This window comes from Bradyrhizobium sp. USDA 3311, from assembly GCF_054062495.1.
Genome location: NZ_JBSSFI010000001.1, coordinates 6,905,980 through 6,930,356 on the forward strand (window position 1 = coordinate 6,905,980; position 24,377 = coordinate 6,930,356).

25 protein-coding genes are annotated in these 24,377 nt (G+C 64.2%); 14 read left to right on the forward strand and 11 right to left on the reverse strand.

The window, feature by feature from the left end; all coding sequences use genetic code 11:
* Both ACVWW6_RS33360 and ACVWW6_RS33365 read right to left on the reverse strand, forming a co-directional pair.
* Positions 1 to 462, reverse strand: a complete 462-nt coding sequence (locus ACVWW6_RS33360; RefSeq protein WP_028170845.1) for a tellurite resistance TerB family protein — start codon at positions 460 to 462, stop codon at positions 1 to 3.
* 364 nt (positions 463 to 826) lie between these two features.
* Positions 827 to 1,207: a nuclear transport factor 2 family protein gene (locus ACVWW6_RS33365; protein WP_011086548.1), complete on the reverse strand. Its 381-nt coding sequence runs from the start codon at positions 1,205 to 1,207 to the stop codon at positions 827 to 829.
* Between the two features lie 185 nt (positions 1,208 to 1,392).
* Here ACVWW6_RS33365 and ACVWW6_RS33370 point away from each other — a divergent pair, with 185 nt between their 5' ends.
* The 5 genes from ACVWW6_RS33370 to ACVWW6_RS33390 all read left to right on the forward strand — a co-directional run bounded on the left by ACVWW6_RS33370 (position 1,393) and on the right by ACVWW6_RS33390 (position 6,232).
* Complete coding sequence (locus tag ACVWW6_RS33370) at positions 1,393 to 3,153, forward strand: MOSC domain-containing protein (RefSeq protein WP_456682157.1); 1,761 nt, start codon at positions 1,393 to 1,395, stop codon at positions 3,151 to 3,153.
* A gap of 41 nt (positions 3,154 to 3,194) precedes the next feature.
* Positions 3,195 to 3,791 (forward strand): redoxin domain-containing protein, encoded by a 597-nt coding sequence (locus ACVWW6_RS33375; protein WP_028170844.1) that lies wholly within the window; start codon positions 3,195 to 3,197, stop codon positions 3,789 to 3,791.
* 102 nt (positions 3,792 to 3,893) lie between these two features.
* Complete coding sequence (locus ACVWW6_RS33380) at positions 3,894 to 4,721, forward strand: class II glutamine amidotransferase (protein ID WP_028170843.1); 828 nt, start codon at positions 3,894 to 3,896, stop codon at positions 4,719 to 4,721.
* Between the two features lie 20 nt (positions 4,722 to 4,741).
* On the forward strand, positions 4,742 to 5,971 hold the full coding sequence (locus ACVWW6_RS33385) for a carboxylate-amine ligase (protein ID WP_456682158.1): 1,230 nt from the start codon (positions 4,742 to 4,744) through the stop codon (positions 5,969 to 5,971).
* 75 nt (positions 5,972 to 6,046) lie between these two features.
* A complete protein-coding gene (locus tag ACVWW6_RS33390; RefSeq protein WP_038966239.1) occupies positions 6,047 to 6,232 on the forward strand; it encodes a hypothetical protein in 186 nt (61 codons plus the stop codon).
* Here ACVWW6_RS33390 and ACVWW6_RS33395 read toward each other — a convergent pair.
* On the reverse strand, positions 6,217 to 6,420 hold the full coding sequence (locus tag ACVWW6_RS33395) for a hypothetical protein (protein WP_038966238.1): 204 nt from the start codon (positions 6,418 to 6,420) through the stop codon (positions 6,217 to 6,219). The genes ACVWW6_RS33390 and ACVWW6_RS33395 overlap by 16 nt on opposite strands.
* 402 nt (positions 6,421 to 6,822) lie before the next feature.
* Here ACVWW6_RS33395 and ACVWW6_RS33400 point away from each other — a divergent pair, with 402 nt between their 5' ends.
* The gene (locus ACVWW6_RS33400; RefSeq protein ID WP_456682159.1) at positions 6,823 to 7,962 is read left to right on the forward strand and encodes a hypothetical protein; all 1,140 of its coding nucleotides are present in this window, start codon (positions 6,823 to 6,825) and stop codon (positions 7,960 to 7,962) included.
* 140 nt (positions 7,963 to 8,102) lie between these two features.
* On the opposite strand, the gene ACVWW6_RS33405 is transcribed toward ACVWW6_RS33400, so the two are convergent.
* A complete protein-coding gene (locus ACVWW6_RS33405; protein ID WP_211433979.1) occupies positions 8,103 to 8,552 on the reverse strand; it encodes a hypothetical protein in 450 nt (149 codons plus the stop codon).
* Positions 8,553 to 8,925: 373 nt separating this feature from the next.
* On the opposite strand from ACVWW6_RS33405, the gene ACVWW6_RS33410 reads away from it, so the two are divergent.
* Positions 8,926 to 9,933 (forward strand): alpha/beta fold hydrolase, encoded by a 1,008-nt coding sequence (locus ACVWW6_RS33410; protein WP_456682160.1) that lies wholly within the window; start codon positions 8,926 to 8,928, stop codon positions 9,931 to 9,933.
* A 13-nt stretch (positions 9,934 to 9,946) separates the two neighbouring features.
* On the opposite strand, the gene gor is transcribed toward ACVWW6_RS33410, so the two are convergent.
* From gor to rpiA, 3 genes are read right to left on the reverse strand one after another with little or no spacing between them, the layout of a single operon-like run.
* Positions 9,947 to 11,335 carry a glutathione-disulfide reductase gene (gene gor, locus ACVWW6_RS33415; protein ID WP_011086538.1) on the reverse strand — a complete coding sequence of 463 codons (1,389 nt, stop codon included), beginning with the start codon at positions 11,333 to 11,335 and terminating at the stop codon, positions 9,947 to 9,949.
* A 46-nt stretch (positions 11,336 to 11,381) separates the two neighbouring features.
* Positions 11,382 to 11,933, reverse strand: coding sequence for a DUF2059 domain-containing protein (locus ACVWW6_RS33420; RefSeq protein WP_456682161.1), 552 nt, complete (start codon positions 11,931 to 11,933; stop codon positions 11,382 to 11,384).
* Positions 11,934 to 11,935: 2 nt separating this feature from the next.
* The gene (rpiA, locus tag ACVWW6_RS33425; RefSeq protein WP_011086536.1) at positions 11,936 to 12,661 is read right to left on the reverse strand and encodes a ribose-5-phosphate isomerase RpiA; all 726 of its coding nucleotides are present in this window, start codon (positions 12,659 to 12,661) and stop codon (positions 11,936 to 11,938) included.
* 151 nt (positions 12,662 to 12,812) lie between these two features.
* Between rpiA and ACVWW6_RS33430 the strand changes: the two genes are divergently transcribed.
* From ACVWW6_RS33430 to ACVWW6_RS33455, 6 genes are all read left to right on the forward strand, one after another.
* Complete coding sequence (locus ACVWW6_RS33430) at positions 12,813 to 13,505, forward strand: HAD family hydrolase (protein ID WP_011086535.1); 693 nt, start codon at positions 12,813 to 12,815, stop codon at positions 13,503 to 13,505.
* Between the two features lie 137 nt (positions 13,506 to 13,642).
* Positions 13,643 to 14,128: a hypothetical protein gene (locus ACVWW6_RS33435; RefSeq protein ID WP_456682162.1), complete on the forward strand. Its 486-nt coding sequence runs from the start codon at positions 13,643 to 13,645 to the stop codon at positions 14,126 to 14,128.
* A 119-nt stretch (positions 14,129 to 14,247) separates the two neighbouring features.
* Positions 14,248 to 15,282, forward strand: a complete 1,035-nt coding sequence (moaA, locus tag ACVWW6_RS33440; protein WP_456682163.1) for a GTP 3',8-cyclase MoaA — start codon at positions 14,248 to 14,250, stop codon at positions 15,280 to 15,282.
* A gap of 293 nt (positions 15,283 to 15,575) precedes the next feature.
* A complete protein-coding gene (locus tag ACVWW6_RS33445; RefSeq protein ID WP_011086532.1) occupies positions 15,576 to 16,115 on the forward strand; it encodes a TRAP transporter small permease subunit in 540 nt (179 codons plus the stop codon).
* Entirely contained in the window at positions 16,112 to 17,713 is a 1,602-nt protein-coding gene (locus ACVWW6_RS33450; RefSeq protein WP_028170834.1) for a TRAP transporter large permease, read from the forward strand. The genes ACVWW6_RS33445 and ACVWW6_RS33450 overlap by 4 nt, the downstream gene beginning before the upstream one ends.
* Before the next feature lie 121 nt (positions 17,714 to 17,834).
* The gene (locus ACVWW6_RS33455) at positions 17,835 to 19,121 is read left to right on the forward strand and encodes a M20/M25/M40 family metallo-hydrolase (protein WP_304552535.1); all 1,287 of its coding nucleotides are present in this window, start codon (positions 17,835 to 17,837) and stop codon (positions 19,119 to 19,121) included.
* A gap of 39 nt (positions 19,122 to 19,160) precedes the next feature.
* Here ACVWW6_RS33455 and ACVWW6_RS33460 read toward each other — a convergent pair whose 3' ends face one another.
* Both ACVWW6_RS33460 and ACVWW6_RS33465 read right to left on the reverse strand, forming a co-directional pair.
* Positions 19,161 to 20,597 (reverse strand): sensor histidine kinase, encoded by a 1,437-nt coding sequence (locus ACVWW6_RS33460; protein WP_304552534.1) that lies wholly within the window; start codon positions 20,595 to 20,597, stop codon positions 19,161 to 19,163.
* A gap of 1 nt (position 20,598) precedes the next feature.
* The gene (locus tag ACVWW6_RS33465) at positions 20,599 to 21,273 is read right to left on the reverse strand and encodes a response regulator transcription factor (protein ID WP_011086528.1); all 675 of its coding nucleotides are present in this window, start codon (positions 21,271 to 21,273) and stop codon (positions 20,599 to 20,601) included.
* Positions 21,274 to 21,654: 381 nt separating this feature from the next.
* Between ACVWW6_RS33465 and ACVWW6_RS33470 the strand changes: the two genes are divergently transcribed.
* Positions 21,655 to 21,891, forward strand: coding sequence for a hypothetical protein (locus tag ACVWW6_RS33470; RefSeq protein WP_028170832.1), 237 nt, complete (start codon positions 21,655 to 21,657; stop codon positions 21,889 to 21,891).
* 390 nt (positions 21,892 to 22,281) lie between these two features.
* Here the strand turns inward: ACVWW6_RS33470 and ACVWW6_RS33475 are convergent, their stop codons facing one another.
* Positions 22,282 to 23,370 (reverse strand): TRAP transporter substrate-binding protein, encoded by a 1,089-nt coding sequence (locus tag ACVWW6_RS33475; protein ID WP_028170831.1) that lies wholly within the window; start codon positions 23,368 to 23,370, stop codon positions 22,282 to 22,284.
* Between the two features lie 207 nt (positions 23,371 to 23,577).
* Entirely contained in the window at positions 23,578 to 24,333 is a 756-nt protein-coding gene (locus ACVWW6_RS33480; protein WP_246740275.1) for a hypothetical protein, read from the reverse strand.
* Between the last annotated feature and the right edge of the window lie 44 nt (positions 24,334 to 24,377).

Here is a 24,377-nt window from a genome sequence, read left to right on the forward strand (position 1 = left end):
TCACTCCTTTGGGACGGGGCCTGCCGCACCCGGTCCGACCTGCTTGGCGCGCGGCAACACCAGCGTCAGCAGCCGCAGCAGCTTGATCGCCTGCACCTCATGGGGATGCACGTCCTCGTCCGCGGCCGCAACGCGCTCCGACAGCTCCATCAGATGGGACGAGAGTGACATGTTCGAGACCGGGCGCAGCGTGTCGATCACCACATTGGCAAAGTCGGGCTCCTCGAGCCGTTCCGCCAGCTCGTCGAACATCGCGAACAATCGGTCGTCGCCGATATGCGGCGCCAGTCCGCGATCCCTGATGAAACGGATCACCTCGTCGCGCTCGACCGGCGAAACGCGCCGGTCGGCCACCGCGACAAGCGCACCGGCGATGATCAGCGCCGCCGCTGCCTGCTCGTTGAGGCTGGACGGTTCGGCAATCTCGAGTTCGATCGGGTTTGAGTATTTGGCGTCAGACATCGATGCTCCTCAACGTTGCGAAATGGCCGCGCGGAGCTGCGATGGGGACGATTGGGTCGGAGGGAACAGAGAAGACCCGACGATCGGCCGATCCATCGCATTCGCGCGGGACAGGTCATCCGACATCACGAGGTTTGCCGACATTCGTCGGCGGCCTCGCCAGAGGGGCCCGGATTCTTGTTCGCCTCAGACATAAAGATGGGTCTGTCGGAATCAAGGCGATGAGACTGCGACCAGCCGCCGCATCGGTTCCGTGTTGCCATGTTTGGTTAAGCAGTGGTGCGCATGTCCAGGACGCGCTGCATCCCCACCGTCATTGCTTCGCTGCGCTCGCAATGACGGAGTGTGGGCACGGGCACCGCTCCTACCTCACGACCTCAACCAAATGCGCACGCGAGGGTGATGGATCGAACCGGTCGCCGAAATATTGCGTTTCGTGCGCTACCAGTCCGTCGCGGAATTCCATAATGCTCACGACGTAGGACGGCACGCCGTCATAAGTCAGCACGAACTCGCTCACCCAGAGATCGCCGCCGCCGATGATCCGCCGAACCGAGAAGCGCTTCTTGTTCGGCTGCACGAGGCGGCTCTCCTGAATGTTCCTCCGGCCGTGGATGCGCTCGCTCGATTGGGGATAGTCGAGCACCGCGTCGTCGCGATAGATGGCGTGCTCGGCCTCGAAATCGTTCGCGTCCGAAGCGTCCCAATGGCGCTGGAGCGCCGCCAATCTGGCTCGATCGTCCATCTCGACCTCCGATCCCGAATGAAACCGCCTCCCGCCGCCTTGATCTGATGACGCAGGACTCCGGCGGCAAGGGTTCCCTTGCAACGTCTAACAACGGCTAACGAGCTAACAGTTCGAATTGGATGCAGATTAGCGTGCAGGCGACCCGTCGGATCGGGTCGCACCTTAGGGTCGAGGAAACCGTGATGGCACGTCTGCTTTCCGTCAATGTCGGCCTGCCGCGCGACCTCGCCTGGCAAGGCAAGACCGTCCATACCGGCATCTGGAAGGCCCCCGTCGAAGGGCCGCGCAGGGTGCGCAGGCTCAACATCGACGGCGACGGCCAGGGCGATACGGCCGGCCACGGCGGCGAACAGCGCGCCGTCTTCGTCTACCAGGACGAGTCCTATCGGTACTGGCAGGAACATCTGGGGCGACCGGATCTCGTTCATGGTCAATTCGGCGAGAACTTCACCGTCGAAGGCCTTGCCGACACCAACGTGTGCATCGGAGACCGCTACAGGATCGGCTCCGCCCTGTTCGAGGTGACGCAGCCGCGCGTCACCTGCTACCGGCTGGGCATTCGCATGGACGAGCCGGACATGCCCGCACTGCTCGTCAGGCACGGCCGGCCCGGCTTCTATTTTCGCGTGATCGAGGAAGGCGACGTGGAGGCCGGTGACGAGATCACGCTTCTCGCCAGCGGTCCCGAAAGCATGAGCGTGTTCGAGATCAACGCGCTGCTTTACTTGCCCCCTCACCCGCGCGACCGCCTGGAGCGCGCGCTGCGGATTCCGGCGCTGAGCCGCGGCTGGAATCGTTCCTTCGCAGCGCTGCTCGAGCAGCAGCGCACAAGCAAGATTGCCGCAGGAAACGCCGGGCTCGGCCCGGCGGCGAGCCCACCTCCTGCCTGGCGCGGTTTCCGTCCGTTTCGCGTCTCGCGCAAGATCGCCGAAAGCGGCACCGTGACGTCACTGATCCTCGAACCCACGGACGGGCATCGCGCGGCTCCCGCCCTGCCCGGTCAATTTGTCATCGTGCGGCTCGGGCCCTCTGAGGCACAGGCGATGACGCGCAGCTACTCGCTGTCGAGCCGCTCCGATGCCCCGCCCTACCGCATCAGCATCAAGCGGGAAGCGCACGGCGCGGCCTCCCTCTATATCGCCGACAGTCTCCGAGTTGGCGACGTCGTCGAAGTCGGTGCGCCACGCGGCAGCTTCACGCTCCGGCAGGATGCGCGGCCCGTCGTCTTGCTCAGCGCGGGCATCGGCGTGACGCCGGTGCTCGCCATGCTCCACGCGCTCGTCGCGGAAGGGTCGACGCGAGACGTCTGGTGGCTGCACGGCGCGCGCAACGGCCGCGAGCATGCGTTCGCCGCCGAGACGCGCGGGCTTTTGGCCGGACTCGCTCACTATCACAGCCACGTCTGCTTCAGCGCACCCGATCCGGCCGATCGTCCGGGAGCGGATTTCGACAGCGCCGGACATCTGGATCAGCACCTGATCGAACGGCTCAACATGCCGCGCGACGGCGATTTCTATCTCTGCGGGCCGGCCGCTTTCATGAGCGATCTCACGGCCGGCCTGGCCGCATTGGGCGTCGCGCCCGATCGCATCCACACCGAACTGTTCGGCGCGAGGCCATCGCTGACGCCCGGCATCGCGGCTTCGCCGCGGACACCCGCGCATGCGCCGGTCGGAGCACCCGGCCCGGGCCCGATGGTGTCATTCGCGCGCAGCGGCCTCAATGTCCGCTGGGGACCATCCTATGCCAGCCTGCTCGAGCTGGCCGAAGCGTGCGACGTCCCGGTGCGCTGGTCGTGCCGGACCGGGGTTTGCCACAACTGCGAGAGCGGGCTCGTAGCCGGAGAGGTCAGCTACGCGCCCGATCCGCTCGACCCGCCGGCGGACGGCAATGTCCTGATCTGCTGCTCGCAACCGAAGGCAGATGTCGTGATCGATCTTTGACCGGCTTCGACACACCCTCGCCAAACCATGGAGCGATTCAAATGCGGCCCGACATCACGGAAGGTGTCACCTTCCCCGACTACGAGCTCAGTGACCACACCGGCAGACGCCGCAAGCTCTCGGATTTGCAAGGCGATGATCCCATGGTGCTCGTCCTTGGCCGCGGCGGCTTCTGTCCTAAGGATCGACGCCAGGCCGAGGGCTTGCTGCAACTCCATCGCGAGATGGAGGTGGGCTACTGCCGCATGGTCACCATCACCACCGACACGATCCTCCAGACCAACGAGTACCGCAGCGGGGTCGGAGCTCACTGGCCCTTCCTCTCCGATGCCAGGCGTATCGTTCAGAAGGATCTCGACATCGCCGAATACACCGATCCGGTCCACAATCCGATGATCCCGCACGTCGTCGTGCTGGAGCCCCGCCTCGTCGTTCACAAGATCTACAATGGCTATTGGTTCTTCGGCCGCCCGACCGTCGAAGAGCTTCGCCAGGATCTCAGGGCCGTCAGCATGAAGTGCCGTCCGGATTGGGACATCACCGCACCGGGGCTCAAGGCGCTCTGGGATCAGGGCCGCAAGGAGCATTTCTATCCGTATGGCAAGGCTCCGTCCAAGGTACTCGACGAGCAGGATTAGACACAGGCGGGTGTCGCGCGGTCGCCGCGGCTTCTGTCGGGAACACAAACGCCGTCGGGTTTGTTGGTGCACCTCAAGAATAACCCCTCGACTGGAACCTGCATGTGCCGCTGGATCGCATACCGGGGCGAGACCACCTCGTTCGAACCTTACGTCACCGAGCCCGAGCATTCGCTGATCGCGCAGAGCATCCGCTCGCTCCAGTCCACCGCGGGTTCGAATGGCGACGGCTTCGGGCTCGGCTGGTACGGCGAGCATCCGGAGCCCGGCCTCTACCGTGAGACGCGCCCGGCCTGGTCGGATGAAAACCTGCGCTATCTCTGCCGCCATCTGCGCTCGCATCTCTTCTTCGCTCATGTCCGCGCCGCCACCGGCACGGCGGTGACGCGGCAGAATTGCCATCCCTTCGCCTGCGGCCAATGGATGTTCATGCACAACGGATTCGTCGGCAGCTGGAACCGGCTGCGGCGCAAGGTCGAGGCGCTGATCCCGGATGCGTATTATCCGTCGCGATTGGGGACGACCGACTCCGAAGCCGTTTTCCTCGCCATCATGGGCGCCGGCCTCGACAACGATCCGCTTCGAGCAACTCAGGCCGTGTTGCAATCGCTCGTCGGTCTCGTCAACGAAGGCCAGCTTCGCGAGCGGCTGCGCTTCACCAGCGCGATCGCCAACGGGAGGGATCTCTATGCGTTTCGCGTCGCGGTCAACGATGCCGCCAACACGCTCTATTTCCGCGAGGCCGGCGGCCAGGTCGTCGTCGTGTCCGAGCCGTTCGACAAGGAATCGGACTGGACGGAAGTGCCGCCGAATCACGCCCTGATCGCGCGCGCGTCCGAAAGCGCGAAAATTGTTCCGTTCGACCTTGCAATTTCCAGTGGGGCTGACGCGGAACCCGCCCCCGTCAGGAGGATTATTTCCCGCAGGTAATGCCTTCGCCGGGTGGCACGATGACATTTGCTTCGGACGTCTTGAAATTGCTGCGTCTCGATTCCTCCGACGACAAGCAGCACCTCGTCATTCGCTCGGCCGGCGGCCGTGGCAAGGCGGCTGAATATTCATTCGGCATCGAGGAGGAATACTTCCTCGCCGATCGGCGCAGCCTGGACGTCGCGATCCAGACGCCCAACGAGCTGTTCGAGTCGGCGAACTGGTCGACCGGCGGCCAGGCCATGCGAGAGATGCTGCAATCCCAGCTCGAGGTCGCCACCAACGTTCACGTCGACGTCAACGACGCGCGTGAAGAGCTGCGCTTTCTCCGCCGCGAAGTCGCGAACGTTGCCGCCCAGTACGGCTTCGTGATCATGGCCTGCGGCACCCATCCGACCGCCGTCTGGCGCATGTCGCAACCGAGCCCGAAGCCGCGCTACGAGGAGATGATCGAGGATCTGCGCAGCATCGGCCACCGCAACATGATGTGCGGCATGCATGTGCACGTCCAGCTGCCCGATCCCGAGAAGCGCATGGCGGTGATGCGGGCGATGCTGCCGCATCTGCCGCTGTTCATCGCGCTGTCGGCGTCCTCCCCGTTCTGGAACTCGCACAAGACGGGCCTGAAGGGCTACCGCCTGGCGGCCTATTCCGAGCTGCCGCGCACCGGCCTGCCCGAACTGTTCGAGAGCAGGAATGATTACGACGAGTATGTCGGCGCATTGCAGCGCTCCGGCGTGATCCCTGACGAGAGTCACATCTGGTGGGCGATGCGCCCTTCCATGAAGCATCCGACCCTCGAGCTTCGCGCGCCCGACACCTGCACCTTCGTCGACGACGCCGTTGCCATCGCCTCGCTCTATCGCTGCCTGACGCGACATCTGTATCGGCGGCCTCATCTGTCGAAAACCGTCACGGTCGTCGAGCGCGCGATCGCCGTCGAGAACAAATGGCGCGCCCAGCGCTACGGCACCGATTGCATCTTTGCCTCGAAGGACGGGCCAGTCACCATCTCGGAGCTGCTCTCCCGCCTGATCGACGACATCGTCGAGGACGCGGATGCGCTGAATTGCGCGGCCGAGGTCGAGCATTGCCGTACCATCGTGGAACGTGGCAGCTCGGCGGAATTCCAGCTTCGCGCCTACCGTGAAAACGGCAACGACATCGCAGCCGTGTCACGCTGGATCGCTGCATCGACGATATCAGGGACGAGCGCTCCGGTCGGACGCACCGCGTCTGCGCCGACATAGCGCCCGCGCAAGCTTTGGGAACGATAACGGCATTCCGGAATTTGCCGTGTCTCGTGCAGTGTCTTGGAGAAAAGCATGACCGACATCACCTGTTGCGCCGGCTGCGGCCACGGCCTGGTGCCCATCCTGTCCGAGAAGGGCGCGACGGAATCGAGCTGCTTCTGGTGCGAAGGTGTCGATGCCCGAACGATGGACATGGCGAAGTGGGCGGACAGCCCCTCCGGCAAGCCCGAGCGCGCCGCGCTTCAGTCGTTCGAATGAGCGGCTTCGGACGTCTTACGGAATTCCTGTCCCTCGGTGCTGCAATGCCTTCCGGCTTGCAGGATCACCATGCTGAGCAGGTGAGCCAGGAATGAAAGTCCGGCCGTGTGCGCGATCTCGCGCAGCTCGGTGCAGATCTCCGCAATGTAGCGGGCGGCCTCCTGCGGCCTTGCGTAGCCGTCTTGCATGGAAACTCCCGGGTTAGAGCCGGACGAGACCTGCTGCCTCGGTCGAAAGGCAACCTAGGACGCCTAATCCCGCCGAGCCGAATGCGTTCCGCGGTTGCGCCCGGGAGCAGCCATGCCCTGCACGCTGCCCGTCAGGGCTTGCCGACAAATTAGACAGTTTGCGCCACGTTCGCGAGATCGCGAGGTTCGGCAGGACGGTCGGGCAATCCCGCTCAACGCGCGGTCTAACCTTCGGCGGAACCACTGGATTTTCTGCCGTCCGGTCTCGCCATCCCGCCCCGCGGAGGCCCTCTGCTGCCCTGCAACCGAACTGGCCCAAGATTCGCAGAGCATTATCAGGCTCCAAGTCCCCGCCCTCGCCATCAGGGCAGCCGGGACGAGCGGATCAGATCGGAGAATGCCATGAACGTGCATGCTGCGGGCGATCTCAAATTCACCGGCCTCACCCGTCCGAATGGCACGCCCCTTCGTCTGAACGATCAGGACTTCGTCGCGATCGACCGCGACAAGAATGCGAAGTTTGAGGCGACCTACCGGCCGCAAGCCCTCTACAATCGCGCCAACGAGGGCTTTCACGCCAACAACGAAACCTTCCTCCTGCACGAAGTCGCGACCAATCTGCCGATCTACCGCCCCGACACCGGCCCCACCGATTTCCATCTTCATCTTCCGCCCGGCGGCTTTCAGCTCGTGCTGGTCACCTCGGGCGCATTCACCTTCGACTACGACGGACGCTTCTACAGTGTCGGCCCGGGCGCTGTGATGCTGCAAAGCGCGATCGTGCATCGCCAGCTCTTCTACACCTGGTCGGGCCTGTCGACCGAAGAGAACTTGAAGACGCCGCAGACGGTGGTGCCCGATCCGATCTCGATGGGCTATTCGGGCAAATTCCTCGAAGCCTTCATCACCGATCCCACCACCTTTCCGAACCCGACCATCGTCGGTCCGAGCCATATCAACGAGGCCGAGACGCCGCGTGTGGCCTGGAGCCATCCTCTGCATGATCGTCCCGCCGATGCAGGCTTCTGGCTTCAGGACCCGTTGGCGCTGGATGCGCTGTTCAAGCCGCTCACCGATGGCTCGGTCAAATCGGCCATGCCGGTCCATGTGCGCGATATCGGCATCGAGGTGCCGAGCGGGCATCTCGTCACCGGCCACATCATCGCAACCGACCCGCCCGGTCAGTCGCTGCTGCCGAAGAGCACGTCGGCAACAGCGGACGGCACCACGTTTGCCAAGGGCGAGGTCGTGATCTATCGCGTCATCCGCGGCACGGCCGAATTCAAGAACAAGTCAGGCGCGACCTTTGAGCTCTCTGCCGGCGACGTGGTGACGGCCGGCAAGAGCTCGATCAACCTCATTGGCGTCGGTGAGAACACCCAGGTCCTCCGGCTCGGCCTGCTCAAGGGCATGAACGACCTTCGCAGCTGGACGGCGACGCAGCGCGACGAGATCGACGGCCTGGCCGGTCAGATCATCACGCACAAGGACATCCGTCCCCTGCGCACCGAAGGCAGGCCGGTCGGGTATCTATACGCCTAGCGCCCAAAACAACGGCCCGCCGAAGCGGGCCGTCGAGATCTCATTTAGCGCAATGATCCGCCGCAGCGCCCGCCTGACATACGCGGTTGCGCGTCTCAATCATGCAATGTCCTTGAGGCACGTCGGGAAGGTCGACGGGATCAGGCCTGCGCGCTTTGCGGCGAAGGTCGCGAGACCGGCGGCGTCACGCCGTCGAGCCAATCCTGCGTGTCCGCAAGAGCGAGCCAGGCATCGCCCATGCGCCTGAACTGCTTGCGCTCCGTGTCGTCGGGCGCGGTGCCTTCCAGGGCCAGACAGTGTCCGGCGTTCTCCCGGAGATGCTCGGACCGGTTCGATTGAAGATCCGTGCTGCTCGCGGAATCTGCAGAGGTCTGCCAGGCGTTCCGGCACACCGGGCACCGCCACTGATTGACGAGCTTCCCGGTGGGCAAATAGGTCGAGTGCACGGGAGCCACGACGAGCCGCCCGCAGGCAGTACAGCCGTCCGTCCCTTGCGACGGCGGCAATTGGCCGTCGTCCTGAATCACTTTCGCGCTCCAGCGACGTTCGAACTTACGGCATAGATGCAGAGGATAAAGCAAGACGTTCATCGCGCGCCTCCTGTTTGTGGCGGGAGCGCGGCAGCGTCTCTCTGTCACTGGCGCCTGTGATGTCTGTGCCAGTGATATGCTGGATATGGTGCCTCACACGACATTCACCAGAGCGCGATCCTGAGAAACCGCCCTTGGCGTCCGACCAACGGCCATGATGCGACCTGCTTGCCGCATCAATTGGGGTTAGGAACATATCTCCACGCCTCCTGTTGCGTCTGCACGACATGACCCGTGAATGCGCATGCCGTCTCCAAGAATGGAATCTGGCCATGCGTGCCCTCCGTTGGCACGACAAAGGCGAGGTCCGAGTCGACACGGAAGCGTCCCTTCCTACTCTCCAACAGCTGGCTGCGGTCAGCGAAAGTGTCATATGCGCATACTGAAAAAGCGTTCGCCGTCTTTGGCGGCGACGACCCTTCATGCTCTTGCGGAATATCCGTTCGCCTCCGCGCTCATCGCAGCAGCCGGCCTGATGGCTGCGGCCGCGGTCGTCAATCGGCGGCTTGCCGACAAGGCACAACGCGATAACCCGCCACAAGGACGGTTCATCGACATCGACGGCGTTCGCCTGCACTACGTCGAGCGCGGATCCGGACGCCCTTTGGTCCTGCTCCATGGCAATGGCAGCATGATCCAGGATTTCGAGTCGAGCGGCTTGATCGACCTCGCCGCGAAAGACTATCGCGTCATCGTGTTCGACCGTCCCGGCTTCGGCCACAGCCTGCGGCCGCGCAATGTGGTGTGGACGCCTGCGGCGCAAGCCGATCTCTTCAAGGACGCGCTTGCGCATATCGGCGTCGAAAAGGCGATCGTGCTTGGACATTCCTGGGGAGCGTCGGTTGCGATCGCCCTGGCAAGCAGACACCCCTCGACGGTCGAGGCCTTGATCCTGGCATCGGGCTATTATTTCCCGACCGCCCGCACCGATGCCATGATGGCGATGGCCGGGCCGGCGATGCCGGGATTCGGCGATATCCTCAGTCACACGATTTCGCCAATCCTTAGCCGCCTGATGTGGCCGGCGATGCTGCGACAGCTGTTCGGACCGAAATCCGTCCCGCAAAAATTCGACGGCTTCCCTAAGTCACTGGCCGTGCGTCCCTCGCAGCTTCGTGCCGGCGCCGCCGAGGCGGCGCTGATGGTCCCTGCGGCAATGCTGTCGGCGAAGACCTACGGCGAACTGGCCATGCCGGTCACCATCCTGGCCGGCGAAGACGATCGCCTCATCGACATCGACGAGCAGTCGGGCCGTCTGCATGACGAGATCAAGCACAGCAAGATGCACCGTGTCCCGGACGCGGGTCACATGATCCAGCAATCGAACACGGCCGACCTGATGGCCGCAGTCGAGGAAGCCGCGGCCGGAACGTTGCATTGAGACGGGAACGCCCCTACTCCGCCGCCTGACGCACGTGGCGCGCGGTCGGGGTGCGCATGGTGACGAGCTCTTCGGCCGCGGTCGGATGCAGCGCGATGGTCGCGTCGAAATCGGCCTTGGTCGCCTTCATCTTCACCGCGATCGCGACCGCCTGGGTGATCTCGGCGGCGGCGTCACCGACGATGTGGCAGCCGAGCACGCGGTCGGACGTGCCATCGACGACGAGCTTCATGAGCACGCGGGTATCGCGGCCTGACATCGTCGCCTTGATGGGGCGGAAGGTCGTCTTGTAGATGTCGACGTGACTGAACTGCGCGCGCGCTTCGGTCTCGGTCAGACCGACGGTGCCGACCTCCGGCTGCGAGAACACTGCAGTCGGGATATAGGCATGATCCACCCTCACCTCGCGCTTGCCGAACACGGTGTCGGCGAACGCATGACCCTCGCGGATCGCGACCGGCGTCAGGTTGTGGCGATGGGTGACGTCGCCGATCGCATAGATGCTGTCGACCGAGCTCTTCGAGAAATGGTCGACCGCGATGCCGCCGTTCTTCGGATTGATGGCGACGCAGGCCTTCTCCAGGCCGAGATTGGCGACGGAAGGATGACGGCCGATCGCGAACATCACCTGGTCGGAAGCCACGCTCGAGCCGTTCGACAGATGGGTGGTGAATTCCTCGCCATGGCGATCGACCTTCGCCACCGTGCAACCGGTGAGAATGGTGATGCCCTGCTTCTCCATCTCGCTGCGAACGTGAGTGCGAACGTCTTCGTCAAAGCCGCGCAAAATGTTGTCGCCGCGATAGATCACGGTGACGTCGGAGCCGTAGCCCGCGAAGATGCCGGCGAATTCCAGCGCGATGTAGCCGCCGCCCTGGATCACGATCCGCTTCGGCAGCGTCTTGAGGTGAAACGCCTCGTTGGAGGAGATCACGTGCTCGATGCCGGGGATCGAGGCGCCATGGTTGGGCGCGCCGCCGGTGGCGATCAAAATGTATCTTGCTGTAATCTTCCTGTCGTTCTCGAGCAGGCGGACGGTGTGCTTGTCCTCGATCACCGCACGGCTCTTGACGATCTGCGCGCCCGACTTCTCGACATTCGTCGTGTAGGCCGCCTCCAGCCGCGCGATCTCCTTGTCCTTGTTGGCGATCAGCGTCGCCCAGTCGAAGCTCATGGACGGGATGGTCCAGCCGAATCCGGCGGCGTCCTCGATCTCGTGACGGACATGCGAGCCGATCACGAACAGCTTCTTCGGCACGCAGCCGCGGATCACGCAGGTGCCGCCCATGCGGTACTCTTCCGCGATCATGACGCGGGCGCCGTGGCCAGCCGCGATGCGGGCGGCACGCACGCCGCCCGAACCACCACCGATGACAAAGAGGTCGACGTCGAATTCAGCCATTGTCCACTCCGACCTCTTTCAGGAACTCCCTATGAGATAGGTACTGTCAGATTTCCTTGCCACGCTTGCGCATCTCGGCGCGGAAGGCGACCATCACGGTCTCGGAGAAGTTCTGGGCCCAGGAGTTCATGAAGGCCATGCTGAGGCCGATGGCGCGCGGCTCGGCGTCGATCAGCTTCTTGCCCAGCGGCGACTTGTAGAAGGTGACGAGGTCCTTCAGCTCCTGCTCGGTGAACTCGCTGGCATAGATCTGCGCCATGCCTTCGCCGATCTCGTTCTGGCGGCCGTTGAGCTGCTGGGCGACGACCCCTGCCACCTCGTTGAGATCCTTCTGATAGTTCAGGTTCTGCTGGATCAGCGCGATCTTGGTCTTCTCGACCAGGCCGGGCACGGCGCCTTGATACATCGCCGTCGCGTTCTTGATTTGCAGAATTTCCTTGGCCGCCGCAACCGCCGCCGGCGAGGCTTTCGGCTGAGCCGGCGCCGCGGCGGCCTTGGGCTGGGCCGGCGCCGGCTGCTGCGCCATGGCCGGGGCAGCCGAGAGGGCCAGTCCCGCAGCGAGGGTCGCGGCCGGCAAGAATTTCAAAACGCTCTTCATTCCTAGTCTCCTTTCGGCTTTCGCCGTTCAATCACGCGAATTCCCTCGCCACCCGCCAGAACAGCCGAGCTGGCCAAGCCGATGAACAACCCATGCTCGACCACGCCGGGGATGGCGCTCAACGCCTTGGCGAGGCTGGGCGGATCCACGATCCGTCCGAGCTGGGCATCGAGGATCCAGTGGCCGCCATCGGTGACGAAAACGTGGCCATCCTTGTCCCCACCCTTGGCCTTGCGGACCGCCATTTGCCCGGAAACGCCGCACTGCGCAAATGCCGTCTCGATCGCCCGGCGCGTCGCCCCGAGCCCGAACGGGATGACCTCGATCGGCAGCGGAAAGCGGCCGAGCGTCGGCACCCATTTGGTGTCGTCGGCAATCACGATCATGCGATCCGATGCGGCCGCCACGATCTTCTCGCGCAGCAGCGCGCCGCCACCGCCCTTGATCAGGTTGAGCTCGGGATCGATCTCGTCGGCGCCGTCAACGGTGATGTCGAGATGATCGATCTCGTCGAGCGTGGTCAGCGGCACGCCGCAGCGCGTCGCATCGAGGCGCGTCGCCTCGGAGGTCGGCACGCCGATCACCTTGAGTCCGGCCGCGACGCGCTCGCCGAGCAGCTCGACGAAATGCTTGGCGGTCGAGCCGGTGCCGAGCCCGAGTTGCATGCCGTCACGCACCTCCTCGAGGGCGCGCGCCGCAGCCTGCCGCTTCAACTGGTCCATGTTCACGATGCGCCCGCCCCTGAATTGAGAGTGTGCCGCCGATAGGTTGCTTGCGGCGGCCTATGTAGCCTCGTTTTCCGCGCGGGAACAGGCCTATAAGCTGATCTTATGGCATCGCCCCTTGCGCCGGCACGGCCGGACCGATAGCGCTTGGACCATGACCTCCCCTCACACCATCGTCTTCGATCTCGACGGCACGCTCGTGGATACGGCGCCCGACCTGATCACCGCGCTGAATTACGTGCTCGACCGCGAAGGCCTGCCGCCGGTGCCGATGCAGTCGGCCCGCAACATGATCGGCGCCGGCGCCCGCAAGCTGATCGAGCGGGGCCTGGAGGCCGAGGGCCGCATCGTCACGCCTTCGGACATGGACCGGATGACGGCGGATTTCATCGCCTATTACGCCGAGCATATCGCGGTCGAATCCCGGCCTTTCGAAGGGCTCGAGACCGCGCTCGACCATTTTGCGGCGCAGGGCCATCGCCTGGCGGTCTGCACCAACAAGCTGGAGTGGCTGTCCAAGCGCCTGCTGGACCAGCTCGACCTCAGCCGCCGCTTCGCGGCGATCTGCGGCGCCGACACCTTTGGCGTCCAGAAGCCCGATCCGGCCATTTTCCGGGAAACGGTGGCCCGCGCCGGCGGCGAGGTCAAAGCCAGCATCATGGTCGGCGACGCCGGAACCGATGTCGGGGTAGCCCGGCGCGCCGGGGTGCCCGTGATCGGGGTCAGCTTCGGCTACACGGACGTGCCGATCGCCGAGCTGAAGCCGGACCGGCTGATCCATCACATGCGTGACCTGCCGGCCGCAGCCACCAGCCTGATGACGCCGCTGGGTTCGGCAAGGTCCTGAAATCTCAGCAAAAAGCGAAGATACCCCCGCGTTAACCAACTATTAACTATGCGCGGCGCGCCGGTTGCCTGCCCTCAGCGACGTCCCTAAGGTCCGCCCGGGATGTGGCGGTTCGTCGCAGTAGAAGTGGGTGGTTGATGCGTCGTGTGATCGCGATTGCGCTAGCGGGAGCGAGCCTCCTGGGGGCAATAAGTCTTGGTGGCTGCTCCTCGATGTCCTGGGACATTTTCAAATCGGCGCCCCCGACCGTTCAGGTCCGGCTCGAATCCAATCCCCCGGGGGCTGATGCCTCGACCTCGCTCGGTCCGGGCTGCAAGACCCCCTGCTCGGTCTCGGTTCCCGCCCCGGACGCGCCGTTCACGGTCGCCTTCGCGCTGCCCAAGTACCAGCCGGCGAGCGTCCCGGTGAACATCATCAAGAACCCCGGCGATCTCACCACGCCCGCCTCGGTCACCACCGATCCGAATCCGGTGTTTGCGGAACTCAAGCCGGCGGTGCCGCCCAAGCCGGTGAGGAAAGCGCACCGGCCGAAGAAGCCGAAACCGGTCGCAGCCGCGCCCGCAGCAGCCGAACCGGCCGCAGCCGGCTCGCCGTTCCCCGATCCGAACGCGGGCAAGCGTTGATCCAAGGGCTGAGTTACGTATACCACCCGATTGTCCTAGCCGCGTCCGATGCTTAGATTGCTTTCAGAGCACCGTTGAAGCAAAGGTGCGCCGTCGCCGTAAGTGACAAGGCATTTGGTATGAACGGATCTTCCGCGAACCCCCGCGCAGCGCTGTCCAGCGCCATGACCGATCCGTTCGGGCGGACCATCAGCTATTTGCGGGTTTCCGTCACAGATCGCTGCGACCTGCGCTGCTTCTACTGCATGTCGGAGGACATGACGTTCCTGCCCAAGGCGGACCTGTTGACGCTGGAGGAGCTCGACCGGCTCTGCTCGGCCTTCATCGCCAAGGGCGTGAAGAAGCTGCGACTCACGGGCGGCGAGCCGCTGGTCCGCCGCAACGTGATGACGCTGGTGCGCTCGCTGTCGCGCCATCTGTCGAGCGGCGCCCTGAGCGAGCTGACGCTGACCACCAACGGCACGCAGCTGGCAAAGTATGGCCGGGAGCTCGCCGATTGCGGCGTCCGCCGCATCAACGTCTCGCTCGACACGCTCGATCCCAAGAAGTTTCGCGAGATCACCCGCTGGGGCGAGATCGACAAGGTACTGGAAGGCATCGAGGCTGCGCGTGCCGCGGGGCTCGCCGTGAAGATCAACGCGGTGGCGCTGAAGAACCTCAACGAGGACGAGCTACCTTCACTGATGCGCTGGGCCCACGGCAAGAACATGGGCCTGACGCTGATCGAGGTCATGCCGATGGGCGAGATCGGCGCAGGCCGGATCGACCAGTATCTGCCGCTGTCGCTGGTGCGCGCGCGCCTCGCCCAGCAATTCACGCTGACGGACCTGGCCGAGAGCACCGGCGGCCCGGCGCGCTATGTCAGCGTCGCCGAGACCGGCGGCAAGCTCGGCTTCATCACGCCGATGACCCATAATTTCTGCGAATCCTGCAACCGGGTGCGCATCACCTGCACCGGCACGCTGCACACCTGCCTCGGCCACGAGGATGCCTCCGATTTGCGCAAACCTCTGCGTGCATCGGACGACGACATGCTGCTTGCGGATGCGATCGACCGCGCCATCGGGCTGAAGCCCAAGGGCCACGATTTCATCATCGACCGCCGCCACAACCGCCCCAGCGTCTCCAGGCACATGAGCGTCACCGGCGGCTGAGGATCGGCCCCGCTCCGCTAACCTAAGCTTTTGACGGCGCGTCAATTTGTCCATTTTCCAATTGACGGCACGTGACGCCACTGATTTGGTGCGACCGCCTTTGCTTGCCCGGCAACAATAAGCCGGCCCGCCCGTTGGCGGTCGCGGTCAAGACGGCAAGGCACGAGGGGAGGACTGACGCCGCAATCGCTCCGGAATACAATCCGTGCGGTCGTGTGCATCTTGCACGCGAGCCGAGCGATGCGTGCTGAAGCCTTCCGTGAAATGTAAGGCCGCGACGGAGAGAAAGTAAGATGCGTCCATTGCTGGCGCTGAGCAACGCCATCGACGCCCTCAACGAAAAGATTGGGTACGTCTGTAACCTGCTCGTGCTCCTGGCGTGCCTGGTCAGCGCGGCCAACGCCATGATCCGCTACGCCTTCAACGACTCGTCGAACGGCTGGCTCGAGCTGCAATGGTACATGTTCGCCATCCTCGTGATGTTCGGCTCGGCCTACACCTTCAAGCGCAATGAGCATGTGCGGGTCGAGATCTTCTACCTGACCCTGTCCGAGCGCGGCCAGCTCTGGCTCGACATGATCGGCACGCTGTTCTTCCTGATTCCCTCCTGTCTCCTGCTCGCCTATCTGTCCTGGCCGTTCTTCATGCAGGCCTATAGCGTCGGCGAGACGTCGGCCAATGCCGGCGGCCTGATCCGCTGGCCGATCAAGTTCGTGATCCCCGCCGGCTTCGTGATGCTGGCGCTCCAGGGTGTTTCCGAGGTCATCAAGCGTATCGCGGCTCTCCAGGGCTATGTGACGATCGACGCCAAGTACGAGAGGCCGACCCAATGATTACGCTGGAGATGATGCCGCCGTTGATGTTCGGCGGCCTGGTTCTGGCGATGCTGATCGGCTTCCCCGTCGCCTTCACGCTGGCGGCCGTCGGCCTTTCCTTCGGCTTCCTCGCCATCCATCTCGGCTTCTTCGATCTCAACTTCCTTCAGGCGATTCCCGGGCGCGTGTTCGGCAGCGTGCTCTCCAACGAGCTGCTGCTCGCGATCCCGTTCTTCACCTTCATGGGCGCCATATTGGAGAGATGCGGGCTGGCCGAGGACATGCTGGATTCGATGGGCCAGCTGTTCGGCCCGATCCGCGGCGGCCTCGGCTATTCGGTCATCATCGTCGGCTTCATCCTCGGCGCCATCACCGGCACGGTGGCCGCGCAGGTGATCGCCATGGCGCTGATCTCGATGCCGGTGATGATCCGCTACGGCTACAACATGCGCTACATCACCGGCGTGCTCGCCGCCTCCGGCACGATCACGCAGCTGGTGCCGCCCTCGCTGGTGCTGATCGTGCTCGCCGACCAGCTCGGCAAGTCGGTCGGTGACATGTATCTCGGCGCCTGGGGCCCCTCGGTGTTCCAGATCATGCTGTTCGCCGGCTACACGTTCATCCTCGGCCTGATCAAGCCGGGCCACGTGCCGCCGGTGCCGAAGGAGGCGCGCACGCTGACCGGCTGGCCGCTGTGGAAGAAGTGCCTGATGGGGATCATCCCCTCGGCCGTGCTGATCTTCGTCGTGCTCGGCACCATGATGATGGGCCTTGCCACGCCGACCGAAGCCGGCGCGATGGGTGCCGTCGGCGCCATCGTGCTCGCCGCGATCCACCACAAGGACTTCACCTCGACCGACCGCAAGATCCTGATAACAGGCGTGATCGCCGCCGGCGTCGGCACCATCGTCGCGATGATGATGAGCGAGAATTTGATCTTCAAGCTCGCCTTCGCCCTTACCTATCTGGCGGTGGCGTGGATCTGCATCCGGGCCGCGCGCATCCCCGACCTGCGCGACCTGATCACGCAGGGCTACCAGTCCACCATGCGCCTCACCTGCATGGTCACCTTCATCCTGATCGGCTCGACCTGCTTCTCCGTGGTGTTCCTCGGCGTCTCCGGCGGCGTCTGGCTCGAGCACCTCCTGACCTCGCTGCCCGGCGGCGTCTGGGGCTTCCTGATCTTCATCAACCTCTTCATCTTCTTCCTGGCCTTCTTCCTCGACTTCTTCGAGATCGCCTTCATCATCCTGCCGATGATCGCGCCGATCGCGCAGAAGATCCTCGCCCCCGTGGTGGGACCGGACGCGGCGCTGATCTGGTTCGGCGTGATGCTCTGCGTGAACATGCAGACCTCGTTCCTGCATCCGCCGTTCGGCTTTGCGCTGTTCTACCTGCGCGGCGTGGCGCCGAAGGAAGTGAAGAGCTCCGACATCTACTGGGGCGCGATGCCCTGGATCGGCCTCCAGCTGATCATGGTGATGCTCGTGATCATCTTCCCGATCACCGTGACGGGCCTGCTCGACAAGCCTCTCAACGTCGATCTCGACAAAGTCAGGATCGAGGTGCCGCAGATCGAGCTGCCGCCGCTGGATCTCGGACCGCCGCAGAAGTAGCGGCCATGACCATCGCCGTCATGTTCCGCCTCGGCGGTTCTTGACGCGCGCGTCCGCGCACGTGACACGCGCCGCAAACACGGGCATACCGGGCCATCCTCCAACTGATGGACCGCCGCGCATGTCCCGATCGCACCCTGCTCCGTCGTTCACTCCCTTGATCGCATCGCTCTGGCTGGCATGTGCCGCAACGTTTGCGCATGCGGAACCGATGACCGATGTCCATGCATTGGCGCAAAAGGAGCAGCAGCCGCTGCTCGACACGCTGCGCGATCTCGTCGGCATCGAATCGGGCAGCAAGGACATCGACGGCCTGGAAAAGATTGCCGAGCGCGTTGCCGGCCAGCTCAAGCAGCTCGGCGGCACAGTGGAGATTTTGTACCCCACCGACATCTATCGCCTCGACGACACGCCCGAGACAATCGGCCCGGCCGTGCACGCCGTGTTCAAGGGCACCGGCAGCAAGAAGATCATGCTGATCGCCCACATGGACACGGTGTACCTGAAGGGCATGCTGAAGGACCAACCGTTCCGCGTCGACGGTGACAAGGCCTACGGCCTCGGCATTGCCGACGACAAGCAGGGCGTCGCGCTCATTCTCCATACCGTGGCGATGCTCCAGAAACTCAACTTCAAGGATTACGGCACGCTCACGGTGCTCACCAATGGGGACGAGGAGATCTCCTCGCCCGGCTGGCGCAGCACCATCGCCAAATTCGCCGCGGATCAGGACGTGGTGTTCTCGTTCGAAGGCGGCGGCACCGACGGCACGCTGCGCCTCGCCACCAGTGGCATCGGCTCGGCCTATCTCACGGTGCAGGGCAAGTCCTCGCACGCGGGCGCGCGGCCCGAGGGCGGCGTCAACGCGCTGTACGAGCTCTCGCACCAGGTGCTGCAGATGAAGGACCTGTCCAAGCCAGAGCAGGGCCTGAAGCTGAACTGGACGGTCTCCAAGGCCGGCACCAACCGCAACGTCATCCCGGCCGACGCCACGGCCCAGGCCGATGCGCGTGCGCTCAAGGTCGCCGATTTCGACGAGTTGCAGAAGGCGCTGCAGGAGAAGATCAAGAATCGCCTGCTGCCCGACTCCAGGGTCGAGCTGAAATTCGAGGTGCGTCGTCCGCCGTTGGAAGCCAACGACGCCTCGCGCCGCGTCGCGGCCTACGGCAAGACGATCTATGGGGAGATCGGACTGTCCCTCAAGGTCGACGAGAAGGCGACCGGCGGCGGCACCGACGCCGCGTTTGCCGCGCTCAAGACCAGCGGAGCCGTGGTGGAAGGCATGGGCCTGTCGGGCTTCGGCGCGCACTCCAACGATGCCGAATATGTGCAGATCAACAGCATCGTGCCGCGGCTTTATCTGGCCACGCGCATGATCATGGACCTGTCCACGGGTAAGCTGAAATAGCGGCCGCCCTAAAGTGGACGCCGATGCAAAGCATCGGCGTTATGAGGACGGCGGCCGAAGGCCGCCTATGCCACCCTCTCCCACATCCGCCTTCGCCAAGGCTTCGGCGGATATGAGGGGAGAGGGGCCGCCTGCCCTCTCCGCCAGCCGAAACCGCAGCGTGAACTCCGCGCCGCCACCGGGAAGGTTCTCCACCGCCACCGTCGCGTCATGGTCCTCCGCCACGCCGCGCACGATCGAGAGCCCCAGACCGGCGCCGTCGCTGCGCTGGCGGTCGGCGCGCCAGAAGCGCTGGAAGATCAGCTCGCGCTCGGCGTCCGCGATGCCGGGACCGCAATCGCGCACGCGCACTACACCGTCGTCACCGACCTCGACATCGACGGACGTATCCTTTGCGGTGAACTTGATGGCGTTTTCGGCGAGGTTGAAGATCGCGCGCTGGAGCATCTCGGAATTGCCGTGGACCATCACCGGCGCGTCGGTGCCCCTGAGTGCGATGTCCTTGTGCTGGGCGAGCGCGAACGGCGCGATCGCGCCGACCACCTCGGTGCAGACGGCGCGCAGGTCGGCGGTCTCGCCGGGATCGAGCACCAGCGTGTCGAGCTCGGCGATCTCCAGCAGTTGGGCGACGATGCGGCTCATGCTCTCGATGTCGGCGTGCAGCGCCTGCCTTGCTTCGCGGTCGCCGAGCGTCTCGATCCGCGTGCGCAGGATCGCAAGCGGCGTACGCAATTGATGCGCGGCGTCCGCGGTGAACTGGCGTTGCACGCGAAAGCCGTCCTCGAGGCGATCGAGCGCCTGGTTCACGGCGGTGACGAGCGGCATGATCTCGCGCGGGATCTGCTCCGTCGGCAGGCGGATGTCGGTGCGCGCCGGGCCGATATTGCTGGCCTCCTCCGAGGCCTTCCACAGCGGCGCGACCGCACGACGGAAGATGATGATGTCGGTGGCGAGCAGGATCAGCAGGATCGGGATGGTGATCCACCCGACCCGCCGGAAGAAGTTCGAGATGATGTCGTCGATGATGACGTCGCGATGCGAAAGATCCTCGGCGACGCGGATGCGCACCGTCCTGCCCTCGATCACGCGGCTCACGCCGGCACCGGAAATCGTCTCGGACAAGCGTGGTGGGGCAGTATCGCCGGTCTTTCGCCGCGACGAGAACAGCACGCGTCCGTCGGCATCGCGAATGTCGTACTGGTAGCGGCCATAGGCTTCCGAATAGAGGCCCCTCAGACTGTCGGGCAGATTGAACGTCAACGTGCCGTCCGCCTGCGGGACGATGCGCTCGGCGAGCACCTCGGCCTGGGCGCGCATGGCATCGCGATGCAGCTGGTCGACCTCCGAGTTGAGCAGCCAGAACAGCACCAGCGGCAGGAAGATCGCAACCACCGCGACCGCCACGATGTGGAGGAACACGATGCGCGAGATCAGCGATTTGAACGTCGGCCTGGTGAATGACCGGGCGGCGGACACGCTATTTCTCCTCGGCCATGAGATAGCCGACGCCGCGGATGGTGTGGATCACGACCTTGGCGCCGTGTTCGGTGAGCTGCTTGCGCAGCCGCGAGACGTAGACCTCGACGGCGTTGGAGGCGACCTCGCCCTCGAGTCCGAAGATGTGATCCTCGACGTTCTTCTTCGGCACCACCCGCCCCTGCCGGCGCAGCAGGATCTCGAGCACCGAGGCCTCGCGCGCGGAGATGATCCGCGGCTGGTCGTCGATGAAGATCTGGCGGCTCTCGGTGTCGTAGACGAGGTTGGCCAACCGCAGCGAGCGGCCGAGCAGCTGGCCCGGCCGGCGCAGGATCGCCTCCAGCCGTGCCACCAGCTCCTCCATCGCGAACGGCTTTGCGAGATAGTCGTCGGCGCCGCTGCGCAGGCCGTTGACGCGATCCTGCAAGCCGCCGCGCGCGGTCAGCACCAGCACCGGCAGCGGCTCCATCTGCCGGCGCAGCTCGCGCAGCACCGACAGGCCGTCGCCGTCGGGAAGGCCGAGGTCGAGGATCATCGCGGCATAGCTGACGCTGCCGACCGCCTCGCGCGCCTCGGCCGCGCTGCTCACGATGTCGCTCTCGTAGCCGGCCGCCGACAGCCCGGCGGCCACCAGCCGCGACAGCTCGGCATTGTCTTCGACGATCAGAAGGCGCATCTCAGTCCCGCCGGATGTTCCGGAGTCATCTTACGGCCAAGGTTACGGCCAGGGCCGCATCATCGCTCTCTTCCACCATTCCGGACGCCTCGGCCAGCGAAAAAACACGCGGCGGGCCTTCCTGTCAGGCTCACGTAAGCCGATCAGAAGTGTCCTGATAAAGCCGCGATGCCGGCCGGTGGAGCGCAACGAGACGGCATTGCCGCTTTCAGGCCTTCGACGGTCATCCACCACGCACGCGGGTAGGATCGGATTCCAAACCCGAGCCCACCGCCGGTGAGCGCCTGATCCCGATGATATGGATCAGTTACTATCCAGGACTTGTTTGCTAATTTGCCGGATATGGGCAAATTTCTGTTCCAGGACGGAGGGACGAGCTTCATGAGCAGGCCGGTCAAGACTGAAGGCGAACTGATCGCAATGGCGAGGGCCGAGTTGAAGGTCCACGCCGACTGCCCTGATGGAATGGCGATTTCCATCGTTCGCGACGGCGCCTCCTGGGAGTTTCGCGCCGACGCGGATCAGGCCACGTCCGATCGACCCGGCTACCCCGAATGTGTCGCCATGCTGGTCCAGATCGGCGATCACCTCAGCAAGCAGTATGACATCGGGGATTAGACCGACCTCGACGCTTCGAACATGCGCGTAGCGACTTCAGAACGCGCGCTCGATCACCAGCGTCAGACCAAGCTGCGAATCCCATCACGACAAGCAGCGGAACTGCCGTTTCAAAGAACGGCAGCGCCATCCATCGGTGCGACTGCCCGTGGCTGATCCTGACCTGGCTCTCAAAACGCGGCACGGACCCCGGCTCCGCGACCATCGCCTGCTTCAGCTGATTTGTCCTGACGCATCAGGCTGTTGGCAGCATCCACGGAGCTCTTGCCATGTCCCCTCGTCCATTGAGCATGGGCCGTCTTTCATGTTTTGAGTCTGTCACCTCCAGAGCTGCGACCGCAACGCCCCGCAGCCTTCGCTCCGGGGCGCTGCATGCGACAGAAGTCGCGATCAGCTCTGCGACCGCCGCGCCATGAAGATGTCGTAGCCGACTTCCGCGACCTGGAACCAGGCGTAGCCATCGCCGGTGAACTTGGCGAGAGAGTCGTGGACCTTCTTGAAGTTGGCGTTGGTCGCACCGACTTCGGCGTGCAGCTCCTTCGCGGCCTTGTAGCAGGCCTCCATGATCGGCGGCGAGAAGGCGTGCAGCTTGGCGCCGTTGGCGAGCAGCTTCTTCAATGCGAGCGGATTGGCTGTGTCGTAGCGTGCCATCATGTAATTGTTGGCGTAGTGGCCGGCCTGCTCCAGCACGCTTTGATAGTACTTCGGCAGCGCATTCCACTTGTCGAGATTGACGAAGGCCAGCAGCATCGGCCCGCCCTCCCACCAGCCCGGATAGTAGTAGTGCGGCGCGATCTTGTAGAAGCCGAGCTTCTCATCATCGTAGGGGCCGACCCATTCGGCGGCGTCGATGGTGCCCTTCTCCAGCGCCGGATAGATGTCGCCGCCGGCGAGCTGCTGCGGCACCACGCCGAGCTTCTGGAGCACGCGGCCGGCAAAGCCGCCGATGCGGAATTTCATGCCCTTGAGATCCTCGGGCGTGTTGACCTCTTTCCTGAACCAGCCGCCCATCTGGCAGCCGGTGTTGCCCGCAAGCAGCGAGACGACGTTGTAGCTCTTGTAGAATTCGTTGAGGACTTCCCGTCCCCCGCCCTGCATGTACCAGGCCTGGTTGATGCGCATGTTGGGCCCGAACGGCACCGCCGAGCCGAAGGTGAAGGTCGGGTCCTTGCCGAAATAATAGTACGAGGCGGTGTGGCCGATCTCGCAGGTGGCGTTCTGCACGGCGTCGAGTACCTGGAGGCCCGGCACGATCTCGCCGGCCGCGAAGATCTGGATCTGGAATTTGTTGTCGGTGGCTTCCGCAACCATCTTGCACATCATCTCGGCGCCGCCAAAGAGCGTGTCGAGCGATTTCGGCCAGCTCGTCGGCATGCGCCATTTGATTTCCGGCATCGACTGCGCGATCGCGGGAGCGGCGAGCGTGGCGGCGCCGGCCGCACCAAGTCCTGTGACCTTGATGAAGTCTCTTCTCTTCATGATTTCCTGCCCTGATGGATCTGATTGTGAAGCCTTCTTGCCGAGGCTTGGGGCCAGCATGACGCAAGGCCCAACGGAATTCCATCGTCATCGCACTGCGGCAGAGAAAAAGCCTGGCCTCCTCCGGAGGCGCGAGTCTTGCGGCGTGCGACTTAAGGCGTAGCGCTTGGATCATCGTCAGCCGCGGGTGCGCGAGCGGAGGGCGCGTCAGCAGATTTTCTGGAAGCGCGGCCGCCAGCGCGGCAGCTCGACCGGCGGCAGCACGTAGCTTTTGCCCTCGGCCGAGATCGTCAGCGGCTGCCCGGAGTCCAGAAGATTGAAGACGCGATTTTCCAGCGCGCGCCATTTGTCTTCTGCAAGCTCGGGATAGCCGAGGTCCGGCTGGTTGAACATTGTGGTGTTCGGCGGGAAGGACTCGGGACCGGCGTAGGTGAAGCCGGCGAAATCCATCTGCGTCTTGCCGTTGGCGATCGTGATCGAGGCCTTGGTGTGGTCCTGTTTCGGCGCTTCCCCCGGATAGACCGCATCCATCTCGAAATGCGCGCCGCAGCCGATGCGAAATACTGTCTTGCCCCTGGTGTCGTAATAGCCGAGGTACGGCCTATCCTGGCGATCGATCTCGAATTTCCAGGCCCCCTTCCAAATATCTTTCGACATACCGCCGGCCGCCGATGCCGCAGACCACCCGAGCCACGTTACAGCGACAACGATTCCAAGCAGCCTTGCATGCGTCATCATGGCAAGCCCCCAACGCGATCCGCGATCGTCACTCCAGGGATCATCGGACAAATTTCGGATTCTGCGATGATCGCTTTCTGGCACTGTTTTGCCCGACGAATCAAGCGGCTTCGCAGAGCGCAGCCAGTGCCGCGAATGCAATGCGGCGGGGCCAAGCTGCGCTCGCAATGACGGGGGGGCCGATGCGCGCCAAATGACGATGTCGTTCCGGTCGCCGTCGGGCAAATCGCCCCGTCGGCACCGGCTGCTCCATGATTGCTCTGTCCCGC